This window comes from Kitasatospora sp. NPDC054939 (assembly GCF_053610105.1).
Genome location: NZ_JBSGXP010000005.1, coordinates 88117 through 106862, shown reverse-complemented (window position 1 = coordinate 106862; position 18746 = coordinate 88117). Strand labels below are relative to the sequence as shown.

The window sequence follows — 18746 nt, the reverse complement described above, 5'->3', positions numbered from 1 at the left end:
CCGCGGGGGAATCCGCCCAGAGCCCGCCCGACACCGACGCCCAGGCCCGGCCCGCTCCCGGCAGCCCGCCCCGGCCCGCTCCCGGCGGCGCCCCCCGGGATCAGACCTGCTCGGCCAGCTCCAGCCAGCTCATCTCCAGCGCCTCCTTCTCCTCCCGGACCGCCCGCAGCTGGGTGTCCAGCTCGGCGACCTTGGAGAAGTCGGCGGCGTGCTCGGCGAGCTGGGTGTGCAGCTTGGACTCCTTCTCGTCCAGCTTGGCGATCTGCCGCTCCAGCTTCTGCATCTCCTTCTTGGCCACCCGCACGTCCCCGGCGGACTTGCCGGGCGCCTCGGCCACCGGCTGGGCCGCGACCGCGGCACTCGCGGCCGCGGCGGCCATCCGGGCCCGCCGCTCCAGGTACTCGTCGATGCCGTTCGGCAGCATCCGCAGCCTGCGGTCGCCGAGCAGGGCGTGGACGACGTCGGTGGTGCGCTCGATGAAGAAGCGGTCGTGGCTGATCACGACCATCGAGCCGGGCCAGCCGTCGAGCAGGTCCTCCAGCTGGTTGAGGGTCTCGATGTCGAGGTCGTTGGTGGGCTCGTCGAGGAAGAGCACGTTGGGCTCGTCCATCAGCAGGCGCAGCAGTTGGAGGCGGCGGCGCTCACCGCCGGAGAGGTCGCCGACCGGGGTCCACTGCTTGTCCTTGCCGAAGCCGAACTGCTCGCACAGCTGGCCGGCGCTCATCTCGCGGCCCTTGCCGAGGTCGACCCGGGAGCGCACCTGCTCGACGGCCTGCAGCACCCGGATGGCCGGGTCGAGTTCGGCGACCTCCTGGGAGAGGTAGGCCAGCCGGACGGTCTTGCCGACCTTGATCACGCCGGAGTCGGGCTGGACGTCGCCCTCGGAGGCGTACGCGTCGCGCAGGGCGCGCAGCAGCGAGGTCTTGCCGGCGCCGTTGACGCCGAGCAGGCCGATCCGGTCGCCGGGGCCGAGCTGCCAGGTGAGGTTCTCCAGCAGCAGCTTGGGGCCGGCCTTGACGGTGACGTTCTCCAGTTCGAAGACGGTCCGGCCGAGGCGGGCGTTGGCGAACTTCATCAGCTCGCTCTTGTCCCGCGGCTCCGGCACGTCGGCGATCAGGGCGTTGGCGGCCTCGATCCGGTAGCGGGGCTTGGAGGTGCGGGCGGGGGCGCCGCGGCGCAGCCAGGCCAGCTCCTTGCGGGCGAGGTTCTGGCGCTTCTGCTCCTCGACGGCCTCGATCCGGGAGCGCTCGGCGCGGGCGAAGACGTAGTCGGAGTAGCCGCCCTCGTACTCGTGGACGGTGCCGTGCTGGACGTCCCACATGCGGGTGCAGACCTGGTCGAGGAACCAGCGGTCGTGGGTGACGCAGACCAGGGCGGAGCGGCGGTTCTGGAGGTGCTGCGCGAGCCAGGCGATGCCCTCGACGTCGAGGTGGTTGGTGGGCTCGTCGAGGACGATCAGGTCGGGCGAGCCGAGCAGCAGCTTGGCGAGGGCGATCCGGCGGCGCTCGCCGCCGGAGAGCGGGCCGATCACAGTGTCCAGGCCGTCGGCGAAGCCGGGCAGGTCGAGGCCGCCGAAGAGGCCCTCGATGATGTCGCGGATGCGGGCGTCGCCGAGCCACTCGTGGTCGGCCCGGTCGGCGATCACCTCGTGCCGGATGGTGGCCTTCGGGTCGAGCGAGTCGTGCTGGGTGAGGACGGCGAGCTGGAGGCCGCCGGAGTGGGTGATCCGGCCGCCATCGGGCTCCTCCAGCTTGGCGAGCATCCGGATCAGGGTGGTCTTGCCGTCGCCGTTGCGGCCGACGACGCCGATCCGGTCGCCCTCACTGACGCCGAGGCTGACCCCGTCGAGAAGGGCCCGGGTGCCGTAGACCTTCGTGACGGACTCGATGGTGGCGAGGTTGACGGCCACGTGTGCTGCGCTCCTGGGTTGGACGGTCTCGGGGGCGGTCCCGATCTCTCGGGGGGCGCCCCGATCCCACCCAGCCTAGTGGCCCGGCCCGGGCGGCTCAGCCGCCGATCACCGCGGCGCCCGGCACCGGCCCGTGGGTGGGGTGCGCGGCACGGCAGGTGCCGGAGCTGCGCAGGGCCTCGGCGACGGCGGCGGCGGAGTCGGCGTCCTTGGTGAGGAAGGCGCAGGTGGGCCCGGATCCGGAGACCAGGGCGCCGATCGCGCCGGCCTCGGTGCCGGCCCGCAGGGTGTCGGCGAGGGCGGGGCGCAGCGAGAGGGCGGCGGCCTGCAGGTCGTTGGCGAGGGCGGCGGCTACTGCGGCCGGGTCGCCGTCGGCGAGGGCGGCGAGAAGGGCGGGGTCGGCGTCGGGGGTGGGGACGTCGGCCTCGGTGGAGCCGGTGCCGGCGTCCTCGCGGAGGCGGTCGCACTCGCGGAAGACGGCGGGGGTGGAGAGGCCGCCGTCGGCGACGGCGAAGACCCAGTGGTAGGTGCCGGTGACGGTCAGCGGCTCCAGGATCTCGCCGCGGCCGCGGCCGAGGGCGACGCCGCCGAGCAGGGCGAAGGGCACGTCGGAGCCGAGTTCGGCGGCGAGTTCGTGCAGGACCTCGGCCGGGGTGTCGAGCTGCCAGAGGGCGTCGCAGGCGACGAGCGCGGCGGCGCCGTCGGCGCTGCCGCCGGCCATGCCGCCGGCGACCGGGATGGCCTTGGCGATGTGCAGGTGGACGTCGGGCTCGGGCAGGCCGTGGCGGGCGGCGAGCAGCCGGGCGGCGCGGGCGGCGAGGTTGCTGTCGTCGAGCGGGACGGCGGCGGCGTCGGGACCGGTGCAGTCGAGGGTGACGCCGCTGCCGGGGGCGCCGGCGGTGGCGGTGACCTCGTCGCCGAGGGCGACCGCGAAGAAGACGTTGGCCAGGTCGTGGAAGCCGTCGGCGCGCAGCCCGCCGACCCCCAGCTGGACGTTGACCTTGGCGGGGACGCGTACGGTGATCACTCGGCCTCCCGGGACGGGTCCTGCTGCGGCTTGTCCTGCCGCGTCCGCCCGGACGCGGCGGGCTGCTCCGGGCGGGCGGGCCGGTGCTCGGCGATGGCGGCGAACTGTTCGACCGTCAGCATCTCGCCGCGCAGCTTGTGGTCGATGCCGGCGGCGGCGAGCGCCTGCTCGGCCCCGGCGGCGGAGCCGGCCCAGCCGGCGAGGGCGGCGCGCAGGGTCTTGCGGCGCTGGGCGAAGGCGGCGTCGACCACCGCGAAGACCTGTTCGCGGGTGGCGGTGGTGCTCGGCGGTTCGCGGCGGATCAGCGAGACGAGGCCGGAGTCGACGTTGGGGGCGGGCCAGAAGACGTTGCGTCCGATCGCGCCGGCCCGCTTCACGTCGGCGTACCAGTTGGCCTTGACCGAGGGGACGCCGTAGACCTTGTTGCCGGGCTTGGCGGCGAGCCGGTCGGCGACCTCGCTCTGCACCATCACCAGGGTGCGCTCGATGCTCGGGAAGGTGGCGAGCATGTGCAGCAGGACCGGCACGGCCACGTTGTAGGGGAGGTTGGCGACGAGCGCGGTGGGCGCGGGCCCGGGCAGCTCGGTGACCTCCATGGCGTCGCTGAACACCAGGTCGAAGGCGCCGGTTCTGGCGGGCATCCGGGCGGCGACGGTGTCCGGCAGGTGCTGCGCCAGGACGGGGTCGATCTCGACGGCCGTGACGTGCCGGGCGACCTCCAGCAGCGCCAGGGTGAGCGAGCCGAGGCCGGGCCCGACCTCCACCACCGCGTCCTCGGCGGTCACCTCGGCGGCCCGCACGATGCGCCGCACGGTGTTGCCGTCGATGACGAAGTTCTGTCCGCGCTGCTTGGTCGGCTTCACGCCGAACGCGGCGGCCAGCTCCCGGATGTCGGCGGCGCCCAGCAGGTGGCTGTCAGGGGTGGGGTCGGTGGTGCTCACGGGCCAAGGATACGGGCGCGGGGGCCGCGTCCCGGACGCCCGGCCCGGCCCGCCGGGCGCCCGGTGCGGCTCAGTACCCGAACGCCCGCGCCGTGTTGGCCGCGATGGCGGTGGCGAGCTCGTCCTCGTTCAGGCCCAGGGTGGCGGCCATCGAGCGGACCGTGACCGGGATCAGGTACGGCGCGTTGGGGCGGCCCCGGTAGGGGTGCGGGGTGAGGAAGGGCGCGTCGGTCTCGACCAGGACGCGGTCGAGCGGGGTGGCGGCGAGGGCGTCGCGCAGCGGCTGGTTGGCCTTGAAGGTGACCGGGCCGGCGAAGGAGAGGTACCAGCCGTGCTCGGCGCAGACCCGGGCCATCGCGGCGTCGCCGGAGTAGCAGTGGAAGACGGTGCGCTCGGGGGCGCCCTCCTCCAGCAGGACGGCGATGACGTCGTCGTGGGCGTCGCGGTCGTGGATGACCAGCGCCTTGTCGTGCCGCTTGGCCATCTCGATATGCCGGCGGAAGGACTCCTTCTGGATCTCGACGCCCTCCGGACCGGTGCGGAAGTAGTCGAGGCCGGTCTCGCCGACGGCGCGGACCTGCGGCAGGGCGGCGAGCGCGTCGATCTCGGCGAGGGCGGCGTCCAGGGCGGCCTGCCCGCCGGCCGGGCGCTGCTGCCCGGACCACCCGTCGGGGTCGCCCAGGAAGATCCGGGGCGCCTCGTTGGGGTGCAGGGCGACGGCCGCGTGCACCTGCTCGAACTCGGCCGCCAGCTCGGCGGCCCAGCGCGAGCCGGGTACGTCGCAGCCGACCTGGACGACGCTGGTCACCCCGACCGAGGCGGCGCGGGCCAGGCCCTCGGCGGGGGTGCCGGACTGCATGTCCAGGTGGGTGTGCGAGTCGGCCACCGCCACCGCCAGCGGGGCGGGCAGGGGCGGCGGCGTCGACCGGTCGTCGTCCTTGGCGGCCATCAGGCGGCAGGCTTCTCTTCCAGACGGGGGAACAGGATCTCGCCCTTGGTCACGGTGGCCCCGGCGGGCAGCCGGCCCCAGTCCGCGACGGTGGCGACGGTCTGCGCGGACAGCTCGCCCAGGCCCTCCGCGGCACCGAGCGAGGCCCACAGCTTCTCGGCGGTCGACGGCATGACCGGGTTGAGCAGCACGGCGGTGGCGCGCAGCGACTCGGCGGCCGTGTAGAGGATGGTCGCGAGGCGGGCGCGGCCCTCCGCGGAGTCGTCCTTGGCGACCTTCCACGGCTCCTGCTCGGTGAGGTAGCCGTTGACCTGCTTGACGAACTCGAAGACCGCCGCGAGGCCGCCCGCGAAGTCCAGCTCCTCGCCGATCCGGCGGTCGGCCAGGTCGGCGGCCCGGGTCAGCCCGTCGGCGACGGCCTGCTCGGCCGGGCCGTGCGCGGCGGAGGCGGGCAGGGCGCCGTCGAAGTACTTGCCGACCATGGCGGCGACCCGGGAGGCCAGGTTGCCGAAGTCGTTGGCCAGCTCGGAGGTGTACCGCGCGGAGAAGTCCTCCCAGGAGAAGGAGCCGTCGGTGCCGAACGGGATGGCCCGCAGGAAGTAGTACCGGTAGGCGTCGACCCCGAAGTGCGAGGTGAGGTCGGTGGGGGAGATGCCGGTCAGGTTGGACTTCGACATCTTCTCGCCGCCGACCATCAGCCAGCCGTTGGCGACCACGCGCTTGGGCAGCGGCAGGCCGGCGGCCATCAGCATGGCGGGCCAGATCACCGCGTGGAAGCGCAGGATGTCCTTGCCGACCAGGTGCACCGAGGCGGGCCACAGCTCGGCGAAGCGCTCCGGGTCGGCGCCGTAGCCGGCCGCGGTGATGTAGTTCTGCAGCGCGTCCACCCACACGTAGAGGACATGCTTCTCGTCCCAGGGCAGCGGCACGCCCCAGTCGAAGGTGGAGCGGGAGATGGAGAGGTCCTGCAGTCCCTGCTCGACGAAGCGCAGCACCTCGTTGCGGGCGGACTCGGGGGCGATGAAGCCGGGGTTGGCGGCGTAGAACTCCAGCAGCTTCGGGCCGTACGCGGAGAGGCGGAAGAAGTAGTTCTCCTCCTCCAGCCACTCGACCGGCCGCTTGTGCACGGGGCAGAGCTTCTCGTCCGCGGTGGCGCCGTCGAGCAGTTCGGCGGGGAGCTTGTACTCCTCGCAGCCGACGCAGTACGGGCCGGAGTAGCCGCCCTTGTAGATCTCGCCCTTGTCGTACAGGTCCTGGACGAACTCCTGCACCCGGTCGGTGTGGCGGCGCTGGGTGGTGCGGATGAAGTCGTCGTTGGCGATCTCCAGGTGCTCCCAGAGCGGCTTCCAGGCCTCCTCGACGAGCTTGTCGCACCACTCCTGCGGGCTGACGCCGTTGGCCTCGGCGGTCCGCAGGATCTTCTGACCGTGCTCGTCGGTGCCGGTCAGGTACCACACCCGCTCGCCGCGCTGGCGGTGCCAGCGGGTCAGCACGTCGCCCGCCACGGTGGTGTACGCGTGGCCGAGGTGGGGGCGATCGTTGACGTAGTAGATCGGGGTGGTGACGTAGAACGCGGGGGCCGTCGCCCCCGTGGTGCTGTGCTGTGCAGTTGCCGCCATGGTCGGCAAGCTTAGTCGTGCGCGGAGGCCGCCCTCGACCGGTCACCGGGAGGGCGGCCCCGCTGCGGTGGCCGTCAGCCGCGCATCCGCGACCAGAACCGGGCCCAGCGTCCGGGCGTCCGCACCGGCCCGGCCACCGCAGGTGCCCCGGCCGGCTCGGCGTGCGCCGGGTAGCCGGGGGCGTGCTGCCAGGGCTGGTCGGCCAGGGCGACCCGCCCGGCGCGCATGATGCGGACGGTGTGCCCGCCGCAGCCCGGGCACGTCGGCTTCAGCAGCGGCGACGGCACCCGGACCCCGTTGGCGTGGTACTCGATCGCCACGTGCCCGTCGCGGGCCGTGCGGTGCTCGATGTCGTACGCCTGCTCCCAGCCGTACGCGCAGTTCAGGCAGGCGAAGGAGTACGCCTCCCGGACGGTCTCCACCGCCGGCTTGCGCGCAGGGGTGGGGTCGGGGTCGCTCAGCGCCCTGCCACTGAGGGGGCTGCCGATCGTCTCGCTCATAGCCGTCTCCCAGTGCCCGCCGGGCGGTCGCCCGGCTCGGGTCTTTCCGTACCGGGGAATGCCCGGGCCGGCCCGGCCGATGCCCGGCTTGTCCAAGCTTGGACGCCTGTTGGCCTTCCCTTGCCGAAGCCGGGTGGTCCCTTTGCCGAAAGGCGGGCGAAGCTTCGGCTCCGCAGGCGTTGACCGGGGCCTTCCCTCCAAGGTACGCGCCGGACGACGCGGCGGCACTACCTGGCCGGAGCGGCCCCGGAGCCCGCGTTCTTGGCGGCGACCACCGCGTCGAACACCTCCCGCTTGGGCAGCGACAGCTCGGCCGCGACCGCCGCGATGGCCTCCTTGCGGCGCTCCCCGGCCTCCTCGCGCACCGCGACCAGGCGGGCCAGTTCGGCGGGGGTGAGCTCCTGCGGGGCGGCCGGCGGGGCGCCGGCGACGACCACGGTGATCTCGCCCTTGACTCCCTCCGCGGCCCAGGCGGCGAGTTCGCCGATCGGCCCGCGCTTCACCTCCTCGTAGGTCTTGGTCAGCTCGCGGCAGACCGCGGCGGGCCGCTCCGCGCCGAAGGCCACGGCCATCGCGGCGAGCGCCTCGGCGATCCGGTGCGGGGCCTCGAAGAAGACCATGGTGCGCGGCTCGGCGGCGATCGAGGCGAGCTGGCGGGCCCGGTCGCCGGTCTTGCGGGGCAGGAAGCCCTCGAAGGTGAAGCGGTCGACCGGCAGGCCGGAGAGCGCGAGCGCGGTGAGCACGGCGGACGGGCCGGGGACCGCGGTCACCTTGATGCCGGCCTCGACGGCGGCGGCCACCAGCCGGTAGCCGGGGTCGGAGACGGAGGGCATCCCGGCGTCGGTGACCAGCAGTACCCGGGCGCCGCCGAGCAGCGCCTCGACCAGTTCGGGGGTGCGGCCGACCTCGTTGCCCTCGAAGTAGGAGAGCACCCGCCCGGCCGGGGTCACCCCGAGCGCCTGGGTGAGCCGGCGCAGCCGCCGGGTGTCCTCGGCAGCGATGACGTCGGCGCCGGACAGCTCGGTGAGCAGCCGGGGCGGGGCGTCCGAGACGTCGCCGATGGGGGTGCCTGCCAGTACGAGTACTCCTGTCACGGTCCCCATCCTCCCAGGCCGTCGGACGACCCGGCGCCGGTCGGTGGGGACTGCCGCTTTTGGTGACGATTCGGGCAGCTTCGGAGGGAGCCGTACCGCACTCATTTCCCGCCCCTACGATGTGGCGGATGAACGGCGACACGGCGGCGCAGACGCCCACTGGTACAGACCGCACCCCGTCGGGCGGCGTCGGCGTGCCGGTCCTGACGGACCAGCCGTCCCCCGTCGTCCCGGCGCCGCGCGGCGCGGAGCCCGTCCCGCCTGGCGGCGAGCCGGGCCCGGAACGCCCCGGGCGCCCCGCGTGGCTGCGTCGGCTGACCCGGTACGGCTACGCGGCGCCGGAGCCCGCGCCGCTCGCCGAGCGCCTGGTACCGCCGATGCCGGACGGTCCGCGGGTGACCCCGCGTCGGGTGCCGCCGTCGCCGCTGCTCGCCCGCTGGGGCGTGGCGCTGCCGGAGCCGCTCTGGTCGTGGCTGTGCCGCTGGGCCGGCTGGCTGGGCCCGCTGGCGGTGGCGCTGTTCGGCGGTCTGCTGCGGTTCTCGGACCTCGACCAGCCGTACGCGATCATCTTCGACGAGACGTACTACGCCAAGGACGCCTACGCGCTCTGGCACGGCGGCTTCGAGACCAACTGGTCGGACAACGCCAACCAGCTGATCATGGAGCCCGGCGAACAGGTGCCGCAGCGCACCGACGCGGCCTACGTGGTGCACCCGCCGGTCGGCAAGTGGATCATCGGCATCGGGATCCAGCTGTTCGGGATGAACCCGTTCGGCTGGCGATTCGCGGTGGCGCTGCTGGGCACGCTGTCGATCCTGATGGTCGCCCGGATCGCCCGCCGACTGTTCCGGTCGACGCTGCTGGGGTGCGTGGCGGGGCTGCTGCTGGCGGTGGACGGGCTGCACTTCGTGCTCAGCCGGGCCGCCCTGCTGGACCTCGTGGTGATGTTCTGGATCCTCGCCGCGTTCGGCTTCCTGCTGCTGGACCGCGACCGCACCCGGGCCGCGATCGCCGCCCGGATCGGCGCGGTGGAGAACTCCGCCCTGGCCGAACGGCTCAACCTGGGCTGGCGCCCGTACCGGATCGCGGCCGGCGTCTGCGTCGGCCTGACCTGCGCCACCAAGTGGTCCGGCATGTACGTCGCGGCGGCCTTCGGCCTGATGACGGTGCTGTGGGACGTGGGCGCGCGCCGGCTGGCCGGTGCCCGCCGCCCGTACTGGTGGACGCTGGTCCGGGACGCGGGGCCGGCCTTCCTGTCGATCGTCGTCGCCTCGGCGGTCGTCTACGTCACCTCCTGGTGGGGCTGGTTCGCCAGCAGCAACGCGCCCGGCAAGGGCGGCTGGGGCCGGGACTGGGCGGCCGGCCGGGACGGCGCGACCTGGCTGCCGGAGGGCCTGCGCGCGCTCTGGCACTACCACTCGACGATGTACGACTTCCACACCAGCCTGACCAGCCCGCACACCTACCAGTCCAACCCGTGGAGCTGGCTGGTGGTGGGCCGGCCCGTCTCCTTCTTCTACGAGTCCCCCAAGCAGGGCCAGAACGGCTGCCCCACCGCGGAGTGCGCCCGCGAGGTGCTGGGCATCGGCACCCCGCTGCTCTGGTGGGCCGGCCTGGTGGCGCTGGTCTACTGCCTGTACCGCTGGGCGGCCCGGCGGGACTGGCGGGCCGGCGCGGTGCTCTGCGGCCTGGCCGCGGGCTACCTGCCCTGGTTCGCCTACCAGCACCGGACGATCTTCCTGTTCTACGCGGTGGCCTTCGTGCCGTTCGTGGTGCTCGCGGTGACCATGCTGGTCGGCGCACTGATCGGCCCGGCACAGGCGGGCCGGGACCGCCGGTTCATCGGCAGCGCGGTGGCCGGCCTGCTGGTCCTGCTGATCATGTGGAACTTCCTCTTCTTCCACCCGCTGTTCACCGGGGAGACGATCCCGATGGACGACTGGCGCAAGCGGATGTGGTTCAACAGCTGGATCTGAGCCCGCGCCCCGGGCCGCGACCGCCGGACTGAGACCCCGGACTGAGATCCAGGTCACGCCCGCGTGCCGGACGGGTGCGCGACACGTACCAGAACCGTCACAAGACCCGGGCGTTTCGTGAGCGTACCGAGGCGATCTGCCTACGCTGAGCCCGTATGGGTGTCCGGCCGCCTCCGGCCGCCCGCCAGTCGGCCAGACCCTTGGGGGAGCAGCACCATGCGCAGAGGCGCCACGATCGGCATCATCAGCGGCATGTCCGTCGCCATGCTCGCGGCCGGCGGCTACGGGGCGTACAGCCTCGTCGCCGGCTCCGACGACTCGGGCGGCGAGTCCGGGAAGCCGAAGGCCCGCACGGTGCTGGCCGAACCCCCGACCCCGGAGCAGGCCACCGCCGGCGCCAAGGCCTTCCTGGACGCCTGGGCCGCCGGGGACATCTCCAAGGCCGCCGCGCTGACCGACGACCCGGGTGCCGCGACCACCGCACTGACCGCCTTCCGGGACAAGGTCAGGCCGACCGCGCTGGCCCTGACGCCGGGCGGCCCGGCCACGCCCGCCGCGTACGCCTCGGCCACCGGCAACCCCTCGGCGAAGCCGTCCGCCAAACCGTCGGCGTCCGCGGACCCGTCGGCCGCCGCGTCCGCCTCGCCCACCGCGGGCCCGACCGGGCTGCTGATGGGCTTCAAGGCGAAGGCCGAGTTCGAGGGCACCAACAAGACCTGGGACTACGACGGCTTCCTCGGCGTCCTCAAGATGAGCGACAACACCACCGCCGTCCGCTGGGACCCCTCGGTGATCCACCCCAAGCTCGGCCAGGGCGAGACGATCTCCACCGAGAAGATCTTCTCCGCCCCGACCGGCCTGGTGGACCGCAACAACGCCCGGATCACCTCCGCCACCTTCACCCCGGCCATGTTCACCCGGCTGCAGGCCACCGTGCAGAGCCTGGCCAAGGACGACCCGAACGCCGACCCGAACACGGTGGGCAGCGGCGTGGTGATCACCGGTCCGAAGAACGAGACCGAGACCATCTACAAGATCATCGAGCCCAAGCAGTCCAAGCCGCTCAAGCTGACCATCGACAACGCCCTCCAGGCCGCCGCCGAGAAGGCCGTCGCGGACTTCAAGGGCAAGCCGGGCTCGATCGTGGCGATCGAGCCGAGCACCGGCCACGTCCTGGCCTTCGCCAACTCGGCCGGGGAGTTCAACCGCGCCTTCGACGGCAAGTCCGCGCCCGGCTCGACGATGAAGATCGTCTCGGCCACCGCCCTGCTGGAGGCCGGGGTCACCCCCGACACGGTCGTCCCCTGCCCGGCGAAGAGCACCAACCCCAGGGCGATCCCGAACTCCTTCACCGACGTCTACCCGACCAACACGCTCAAGCAGGACTTCATGATCTCCTGCAACACCGCCTTCATCGAGCAGGCCAGGACCAGCCTCAAGCCCAGCACCCTCGGCAGCACCGCCAAGGAGGTCTACGGCATCGGCCTGGAGTGGAAGACCGGCCTCTCGAACGCCGACGGCAGCGTGCCGGACCCGGGCAGCAACAAGGACGAGTGGGCCATGCAGATGATCGGGCAGGGCAAGGTCCAGATGAACCCGCTGGCCATCGCCTCGATCACCGCCACCGTCAAGTCCGGCGAGTTCAAGCAGCCGATCCTGATCGCGGGCCTGCCGCAGCCGAAGGCCCCCCGCACGCTCTCCGCCGAGGTCGCCTCCGGCCTGCGCTCGATGATGGCCGCGACCGCCAAGGAGGGCACCGCCAAGGGCGCGATGGCCTCGGTCAGCGGTGACGTCGGCGCCAAGACCGGCTCCGCCGAGGCGACCGGCATCGAGACCTCCAACAGCTGGTTCACCGCCTACCGCGGCAACCTCGCCGTCGCGGCCGAGGTCGAGGGCGGCGGCCACGGCGCCGACGCCGCCGGCCCGGCGGTCGCCTCCGTGCTGATGGCCGGCCGCTGACCGACCCGGCCGCGCCGACACCCGAAGCCCCCGTCCTGCCACCACCCGCCCGGCTGCCCAGCTGCCCGGCGCGGACTCGGCGGGGCGGGGGCTTCGCGTGTCGACGGGGCGGGGGCCGGGCGGGACGCCACTCAGTGCGGGCCGGGCGGGACGCCGCTCAGCGCGGGCCGGGCAGCGCCGGGGCCGCCCGGCCGACCAACAGGCAGGTCGCCGGTACGCACGGCCTCCCGCGCCAGCGGGCCGCCGCCAGCCGGGGCCAGATCACCAGGACCGTCGGCAGCGCCAGGTAGCCGAAGCGCCCGGCCGGCGCCAGCATGAACGCGATCGTCAGCCCGGCCGCCAGCAGGTCGGCCGCCGCGATCGCCGAGACCGGCGGCCGGGCCAGCAGCCAGATCGCCACCCCGAGCCCGCCGACCGTCATCAGCGCCAGTGAGACGGTGTGCCCGGTCGGGCCGAAGCCCGCCAGCACCTTGCCCGGCAACGGGCTCCCGGCCGGCGTCTGGATCGCGGTGAGGCCCAGCGGGAAGCGGACCACCTGTTCGCGCAGCGCGTCCGAGCGGGCGAGCGCGGACGGCACCATCACCGCCAGCCCGGTGCCCAGCGCCACCAGCGCGGCCCGGGCGGCCGGGCGCCGCCCGTACAGCCGCCAGATCAGCAGCGCCGCCACCGGCAGGGCGGGCCAGGCCGTCCACTTCAGGGTGCAGGCGAGCGCCAACACCAGCCCGGCGGGGACGACGCGGTCCCGTTCGGCCAGGGCCATCGCCAGGCAGAGCACCCCGATCAGCGGCAGGTCCACGCCGCCGACGACCAGGGCGAGCGCGATCAGCGGGGAGGCGGTCAGCACCGCCATCGGCAGCATCGCCGCCCGGCGCAGCCCGTACCGGGGGCCGGGGTTCAGCAGCCGCCAGGTGGCCAGCAGGCAGCCCAGGAAGGCCAGCGCGAACCAGATCCGGGCGTCCCCGGCCACCTGCGCCACCGCGCCGGCGTCCCCCACCAGGGCCCGGGGCATGCCGAACAGCGCCATCGCGGGCAGGTAGGGGTTGTAGTCGGTGACCACGGCGGGGTCGGGGAGATACGGGCTGCCGGTGGTGAGCAGCAGGTGCGCGGAGCGTTCGACCACCATCACCTCGGACTGGTGGCGGCCCTCCAGGGCGAGTACCGCGAGGGGCACCACGACGGCCCCGAGCAGGGCGACGGCCGCTGCGGCACGGGCCGCGATCCGGCGCGGCAGGGTCAGACAGAGCAGGGCGGCGACGGTGTAGGAGGGGGCGGCGACGGCGCCCCAGAGCCGCTGGTTGGGGAGGTCCGAGACGAGCGGGAAGGCCGCCGCCCAACCGGCGGCGACGGCACAGCCGAGGGCCTGCACCCAGCGTCTGCCCGCCATCCCGGCGGGATTCAGCCGTTCGGAGGAGGGACCGCCGCCACCGCTCCCCCGCTGGCGGGGGACGGGCTGCCGGGGCAGTCCGCGGCGCAATCGTCCGGGTCTCGCCGGTGGTCCGACGGCGGGGGGCTGGGCCGGGGTGCCGCCCCGGCCGGTGAAACGGCCGCGCGGGCGGGACTGTCCGGGCGTCCGGGTGCTCACCATGGAGGAAGGTTATGGGTGGGGGCCACGCCGTGTCGCCATGTCCGTGAAGGGAGTGCCGGGTGGGATTCCCGGGCCGCCGGCGGTCGGAACCGGCCGGCGGCCCGGAAAGGGGTGCCGTCCGGCGGCTCAGTCGGCCTTGGTCACGGCCGGGACGGGCTGCTCCTGCGCGTCCGTCCGGTTCAGCTTGGAGTGCTTGATGCCGTAGCCGAAGTACACGGCCAGGCCCACCACCAGGGCGATCGCACCCGCCAGGAAGGTGTCGGCGTGCAGGTCCTTGATCAGGAAGAGGCAGAAGGCGATGCTGAGCAGCGGGACCACCGGGTAGCCCGGGACCTTGAAGCCGCGCGGCAGGTCGGGCTGGGTGCGGCGCAGGACGATCACGCCGATGCTGACGACCGTGAAGGCGACCAGGGTGCCGAGGCTGGTGATGTCGGCCAGCACCCGCAGCGGCACGAAGGCGGCCAGCGCGCCGACGCCGAGGCCGACGACCACGGTGTTCCAGACGGGGGTGCCGGTGCGCGGCGAGACCTGGGCGAAGCGGCGGGGCAGCAGGCCGTCGCGGCCCATCGAGTACAGGATGCGGGTCTGGCCGTAGATCACCACGAGAGTGATGCTGAAGATCGAGATGATCGCGCCGGCGGCGAAGAGCATGGCCGGCCAGCCCTGGCCGGTGATGTCCTGCAGGATCTGGGCGAGACCGGCCTCCTGGCCGTCGAACTTCTCCCACGGCTGGGCGCCGATGCCGGTGACGGCCACGGCGACGTAGAGCAGGGTCACCACGACCAGCGAGATGATGATCGCCAGCGGCAGGGTGCGACGCGGGTTCTTGACCTCCTCACCGGCGGTGGACACGGCGTCCAGACCGATGAAGGAGAAGAAGATGCTGGAGGCCGCGACCTGGACGCCCGCGAAGCCCAGCGGCATGAACGGGGTGAGGTTGCCCGAGTGGAAGCCGGTCAGACCGACGCAGACGAACAGCACCAGGATCGCGATCTTGATGGCCACCATGACCGCGTTGACCTTGACCGACTCGCTGACACCGCGCACCAGCAGGATGCAGACCAGGCCGACCAGGATCACGGCGGGCAGGTTGAACACGCCGCCCGTGCCGTTGCCGGGAGCACTGGAGAGCGCCGCCGGGATCTCGAAGCCGAAGGCCAGGTCGAGGAACTTGTTGAGGTACTCGGCCCAGCTCACCGCGATCGCGGAGGCCGAGACGCCGTACTCCATCAGCAGGCAGATGCCGACGCCGAACGCGACGCCCTCGCCGAGGGTGGCGTAGGCGTACGAGTAGGACGAGCCGGAGACCGGTATCGCGGACGCCATCTCGGCGTAGCAGAGCGCGGTGAGGCCCGCAGTGATCGCGGCGATCACGAACGACAGCACGACGGCCGGACCGGCGGACGGCACGGCGGTGCTCAGCACGAAGAAGATGCCGGTGCCGATGGTCGCACCGATGCCGATCGAGGACAGCTGCCAGAGACCGATCGAGCGGCGCAGGTGGATGCCGGAGCGTCCGCCCTCCTCGGGCGCGCCGGCCGGGAGGGCGTCCTTGCCCTCGCTCTCGGCGATCAGGGTGGCGACGGGCTTGCGCCGGAGCAGGAGCGCGCCAAGGGTGTTGCTGGCCAAAACGCTGATCTTTCTAGGCGGGGGAGGGTGTCCTAGCGGGCGGCCGCCGATGCCTCATGGGGCGACATCGTGGACCAACCGAACAAACATGGGACAGTACCCCGCGAATGCACCAGTGTCGCAAACGAACAGACAAGCGGCACGCATTGTACGAATTGTCCTGCAGGACTGGACGAACCGGACACTTCGCACGCGGCGGATCATTCCCGGTGAGGCTAAGTGCCCAGGTCAGACGGGCGGCGGGGGGTGGGGGGTAGTCGCCTGCGGGTCGGCGGGAGGATCGGCGGGGCCTGGCGGCAGGGCCAGTCGGCAGGGGGTCGGCGGCAGGGGGTCGGCGGCAGGGACCCGGCGGCGGGGCGCGGCGGCAGGTCAGCCGTTGAGCACGGCCTGCATCACCGACCGGGCGATCGGCGCCGCCAGTCCGCCACCCGTCACCTCGTCGGCCGTGCTGTCGGCGATCACCACCGCGACCGCGACCGGCGGCGCCTCGTCCGACCCGGCCGGCCGGGCCCAGGAGATGAACCACGCGTACGGCACGCCCGCGTTGTCCACCCCGTGCTGAGCCGTCCCGGTCTTGCCGCCCACCACCGCTCCGGGAATCCGGGCGTTGCGCCCGGTGCCCTTCTCGACCACGTCGGTCATCAGCCGCTGCACCTGCCCTGCCACCTCCGGGGTCAGCGCCCGCCGGTACTCGCTGGGCTTCATCACCTGCACGTCGGTGCCGTCGCTCCTGGTCAGTCTGTCCACAAGCTGTGGATGCATCACCACGCCGTCGTTGGCGACCCCGGCGGCGACCATCGCCATCACCAGCGGCGTCGCCGCCGTGTCGTACTGCCCGATCGAGGAGAGCGCGACCTGCGACTCGTCCATCTCGGTGTCGATGTTGGACCGCGCCGCCCGCACCGGAACGTCCAGCCGCGGATCGTTGAAGCCGAAGCCCTCCGCCGTCGACACCAACCGGTCCAGCCCCACCTGCACCCCGAGGTAGCCGAGGACCGAGTTGCAGCTCAGCACCATCGCGGTGTCCAGCGAGAGCGCCGGACGGTCGCAGGCCGCGGTGTCGTTGACCAGCGGGGTCGTCGCGCCCGGCAGGACGTACGGGTGCGGCGCCCCGGTCGGCGCGTCGATGTCCGTGACGACTCCGTGCGCCAGCGCCGCCGCCGCGGTCACCACCTTGAACGTCGAGCCGGGCGGGTAGGTCTGGCGCAGCGCCCGGTTGAGCATCGGCTGGTCGGGGTCGTCCTGCAGCCTGTTCCACGCCGCCTGGTCGGTGGAGGTCGACCCGGCGAAGGACCCGGGATCGTACGAGGGCGTGCTCGCCAGCGCCAGGATCCGCCCGGTCGCCGGCTCGATCGCGGCGACCGCCCCCTTCTGGCGCCCCAGCCCGCGCATGGCAGCCTGCTGGGCGTCCCGGTCGATGGTGGTGCGGACGTCGCCGCCCGGGTTCTGCCTGCGCGCGACGGCGTCCCAGACCGCCCAGCTCGACAGCCGCGGGTCGATCCCGGAGAGCAGTTCGTCGTCGACCCCTTCGAGCTGGGAGTTCCCGTAGGTCTGCGAGGAGTAGCCGGTCACCGCCGCGTACAGCGGCCCGTCGGTGTACGTGCGCTTGTACTCGTACCGCCCGCCGGTGGCGACCGACCCGGTGACGGTGTCGGCGCCGACCCGGATGGCGCCGCGCGGCTGCGAGTAGCGCTCGATGGTCAGCCGCTGGTTGGCCGGATTGTGGTTGAGCTCCTTCGCCTCGAACACTTGCACCCGGGTCGCCTGGACGCAGAGCGCCACGATCAGCAGTAGACAGAAGGTGCCGGCCCGGCGGCCGGTCACCGAGATCCCGGGAAGCCCCTGCGGGCCGTTTCCCGGCACCGGCGGCGTGCGGCGGCGCATCAGACCTCCACGGCGGGGTCGGGCCTGCGCGCGAGATCGCTCATCCGCACCAGCAGGGCGACGATGATCCAGTTGGTCACGACCGACGAACCGCCCTGGGCCACGAACGGCAGCGTCATCCCGGTGAGCGGGATGAGGTCCAGCACCCCGCCCGCCACCACGAACACCTGCAGCCCCACGATCGCCGCCAGCCCGATCGCCAGCAGCCGCCCGAACGGGTCGCGCAGGGCGAGCCCGGTCCGGAACCCCCGCGAGACCAGCAGTGCGTAGAGCAGGAACACCGAGAACAGCCCGACCAGCCCCAGCTCCTCGCCGATGGTGGCCAGGATGAAGTCGGACTTGGCCGCGAAGCCGATCAGTGCCGAGTGACCGTTGCCGAGCCCGGTCCCGAGCTCCCCGCCCCAGGCGAAGGCGAACAGCGACTGCGCGATCTGGTTGGCGCCCCGGCCCGCCTCGATCGAGCCGAGCGGGTCCAGCCAGTCGTTGACCCGGCTGTGCACGTGCGGCGACAGTCGGCCCACGGCGACGGCGGCCACCGCCGCCAGGAACAGCCCGATGGCGATCCAGCCGCTGCGGGCGGTGGCCACGTAGAGCATGATCACGAACAGGCCGAAGAACAGCAGCGAGGTCCCGAGGTCCGTCTCCAGCACCAGGACGTTCACGAACGCCGCCCAGATCAGCAGCACCGGCCCGAGCACCCGCCCGCGCGGCAGCCGGAACCACAGCACCCGGCGCCCCGTGAGGGCCAGCGCGTCCCGGTGCACCGCCAGGTACGCCGCGAAGAAGATCGCCAGCAGGACCTTGGCGAACTCCCCCGGCTGGAAGGAGAGCGGACCGACCTTGATCCAGATCCGCGACCCGTACACCGGCGGGAAGAAGATCGGCAGGACGAGCAGCACCAGGGCCGCCAGGGCGCCGATGTAGGCGTAGCGCTGCAGCCGCTTGTGGTCGCGCAGCAGCAGGACGACGGCGATGAACAGCCCCACCCCGAGGGTCGACCAGAGAAGCTGCGTCTGCGCCGCCCCGTCCCCCGTCGACCCGCTCGCCGCGGTCGCCCGGTCCAGCCGATAGATGGCGACCAGGCCGATCCCGTTCAGCAGCACGGCGATCGGCAGCAGCAGCGGATCGGCGTACGGCGCCTTCCGGCGGATCACCGCGTGCGCCACCAGGGCCAGCACCCCCAGCGCCGCCCCGTACTCGACCGCATCGGCGGGCACCGTGCCGTCGATGTTGACGCCGACCTCGATGTAGCCGAACACGGCGATCAGCACCGCAGCCAGCACGAGGGCCAGTTCGGTGTACCGGCGGGTCTTCACGGTCCGGAGCGGTCGGCCGGTGGACCTCGTCACGGCGGAGGGTGTCGCCACGGGCCGTCCTGTCGACATGTGTGCGTGGTCGGGGTTGGGGTGGGACGGAGTCCCGGCCGGGGCCTCAGCCCCACGGACAAGGGTCCTGCGGGCGGGCGCCCCCGTCGTACGGAGGGCCCCTGTCGTACGGAGAGCTGCCGGCAAGTAGGCCGCGGGGGGTGCAGCGGGTACGGCGGGCAAGTGGGTACGGCCGGCGGATCTCTGCGGCGGTGTGTACGGAACCGCGGACCGTGGGCGGCGCGGACACCGGCCTACCGCGGGGCGGACGGGGTCGGCCCGTCCGCCCCGGGCTGAGCGGCTGAGCGGC

General features: G+C 73.2%; 13 protein-coding genes. 2 read left to right on the top strand and 11 right to left on the bottom strand.

Annotated features, from left to right (window positions below; translation table 11 throughout):
- Positions 1-100: 100 nt before the first annotated feature.
- The 7 genes from ACWGB8_RS03270 to rsmI all read right to left on the bottom strand — a co-directional run bounded on the left by ACWGB8_RS03270 (position 101) and on the right by rsmI (position 8039).
- On the bottom strand, positions 101-1909 hold the full coding sequence (locus ACWGB8_RS03270) for an ABC-F family ATP-binding cassette domain-containing protein (RefSeq protein ID WP_452209730.1): 1809 nt from the start codon (positions 1907-1909) through the stop codon (positions 101-103).
- Between the two features lie 97 nt (positions 1910-2006).
- Positions 2007-2936 carry a 4-(cytidine 5'-diphospho)-2-C-methyl-D-erythritol kinase gene (locus ACWGB8_RS03265; RefSeq protein WP_452209728.1) on the bottom strand — a complete coding sequence of 310 codons (930 nt, stop codon included), beginning with the start codon at positions 2934-2936 and terminating at the stop codon, positions 2007-2009.
- Complete coding sequence (gene rsmA, locus ACWGB8_RS03260; RefSeq protein ID WP_452209726.1) at positions 2933-3877, bottom strand: 16S rRNA (adenine(1518)-N(6)/adenine(1519)-N(6))-dimethyltransferase RsmA; 945 nt, start codon at positions 3875-3877, stop codon at positions 2933-2935. Before rsmA ends, ACWGB8_RS03265 begins: the two co-directional genes overlap by 4 nt.
- Before the next feature lie 70 nt (positions 3878-3947).
- Positions 3948-4826, bottom strand: coding sequence for a TatD family hydrolase (locus tag ACWGB8_RS03255; protein ID WP_452209724.1), 879 nt, complete (start codon positions 4824-4826; stop codon positions 3948-3950).
- Complete coding sequence (gene metG / locus ACWGB8_RS03250; RefSeq protein ID WP_452209722.1) at positions 4826-6445, bottom strand: methionine--tRNA ligase; 1620 nt, start codon at positions 6443-6445, stop codon at positions 4826-4828. The genes ACWGB8_RS03255 and metG overlap by 1 nt, the downstream gene beginning before the upstream one ends.
- Positions 6446-6519: 74 nt before the next feature.
- On the bottom strand, positions 6520-6945 hold the full coding sequence (locus ACWGB8_RS03245; protein WP_452209720.1) for a hypothetical protein: 426 nt from the start codon (positions 6943-6945) through the stop codon (positions 6520-6522).
- A gap of 227 nt (positions 6946-7172) precedes the next feature.
- A complete protein-coding gene (gene rsmI / locus ACWGB8_RS03240) occupies positions 7173-8039 on the bottom strand; it encodes a 16S rRNA (cytidine(1402)-2'-O)-methyltransferase (protein WP_452209718.1) in 867 nt (288 codons plus the stop codon).
- Positions 8040-8167: 128 nt separating this feature from the next.
- Here rsmI and ACWGB8_RS03235 point away from each other — a divergent pair, with 128 nt between their 5' ends.
- Positions 8168-10015 (top strand): dolichyl-phosphate-mannose--protein mannosyltransferase, encoded by a 1848-nt coding sequence (locus tag ACWGB8_RS03235; RefSeq protein ID WP_452209717.1) that lies wholly within the window; start codon positions 8168-8170, stop codon positions 10013-10015.
- A gap of 216 nt (positions 10016-10231) precedes the next feature.
- Positions 10232-11974 carry a penicillin-binding transpeptidase domain-containing protein gene (locus ACWGB8_RS03230; RefSeq protein WP_452209715.1) on the top strand — a complete coding sequence of 581 codons (1743 nt, stop codon included), beginning with the start codon at positions 10232-10234 and terminating at the stop codon, positions 11972-11974.
- A 157-nt stretch (positions 11975-12131) separates the two neighbouring features.
- Here ACWGB8_RS03230 and ACWGB8_RS03225 read toward each other — a convergent pair whose 3' ends face one another.
- From ACWGB8_RS03225 to ACWGB8_RS03210, 4 genes are all read right to left on the bottom strand, one after another.
- Positions 12132-13358: a glycosyltransferase 87 family protein gene (locus ACWGB8_RS03225; RefSeq protein ID WP_452209713.1), complete on the bottom strand. Its 1227-nt coding sequence runs from the start codon at positions 13356-13358 to the stop codon at positions 12132-12134.
- A gap of 327 nt (positions 13359-13685) precedes the next feature.
- Positions 13686-15188 (bottom strand): amino acid permease, encoded by a 1503-nt coding sequence (locus tag ACWGB8_RS03220; protein ID WP_452209711.1) that lies wholly within the window; start codon positions 15186-15188, stop codon positions 13686-13688.
- Positions 15189-15557: 369 nt separating this feature from the next.
- Complete coding sequence (locus tag ACWGB8_RS03215) at positions 15558-17072, bottom strand: penicillin-binding transpeptidase domain-containing protein (protein ID WP_452209709.1); 1515 nt, start codon at positions 17070-17072, stop codon at positions 15558-15560.
- Positions 17072-18439, bottom strand: a complete 1368-nt coding sequence (locus ACWGB8_RS03210; protein ID WP_452209707.1) for an FtsW/RodA/SpoVE family cell cycle protein — start codon at positions 18437-18439, stop codon at positions 17072-17074. Before ACWGB8_RS03210 ends, ACWGB8_RS03215 begins: the two co-directional genes overlap by 1 nt.
- Positions 18440-18746 lie beyond the last annotated feature (307 nt).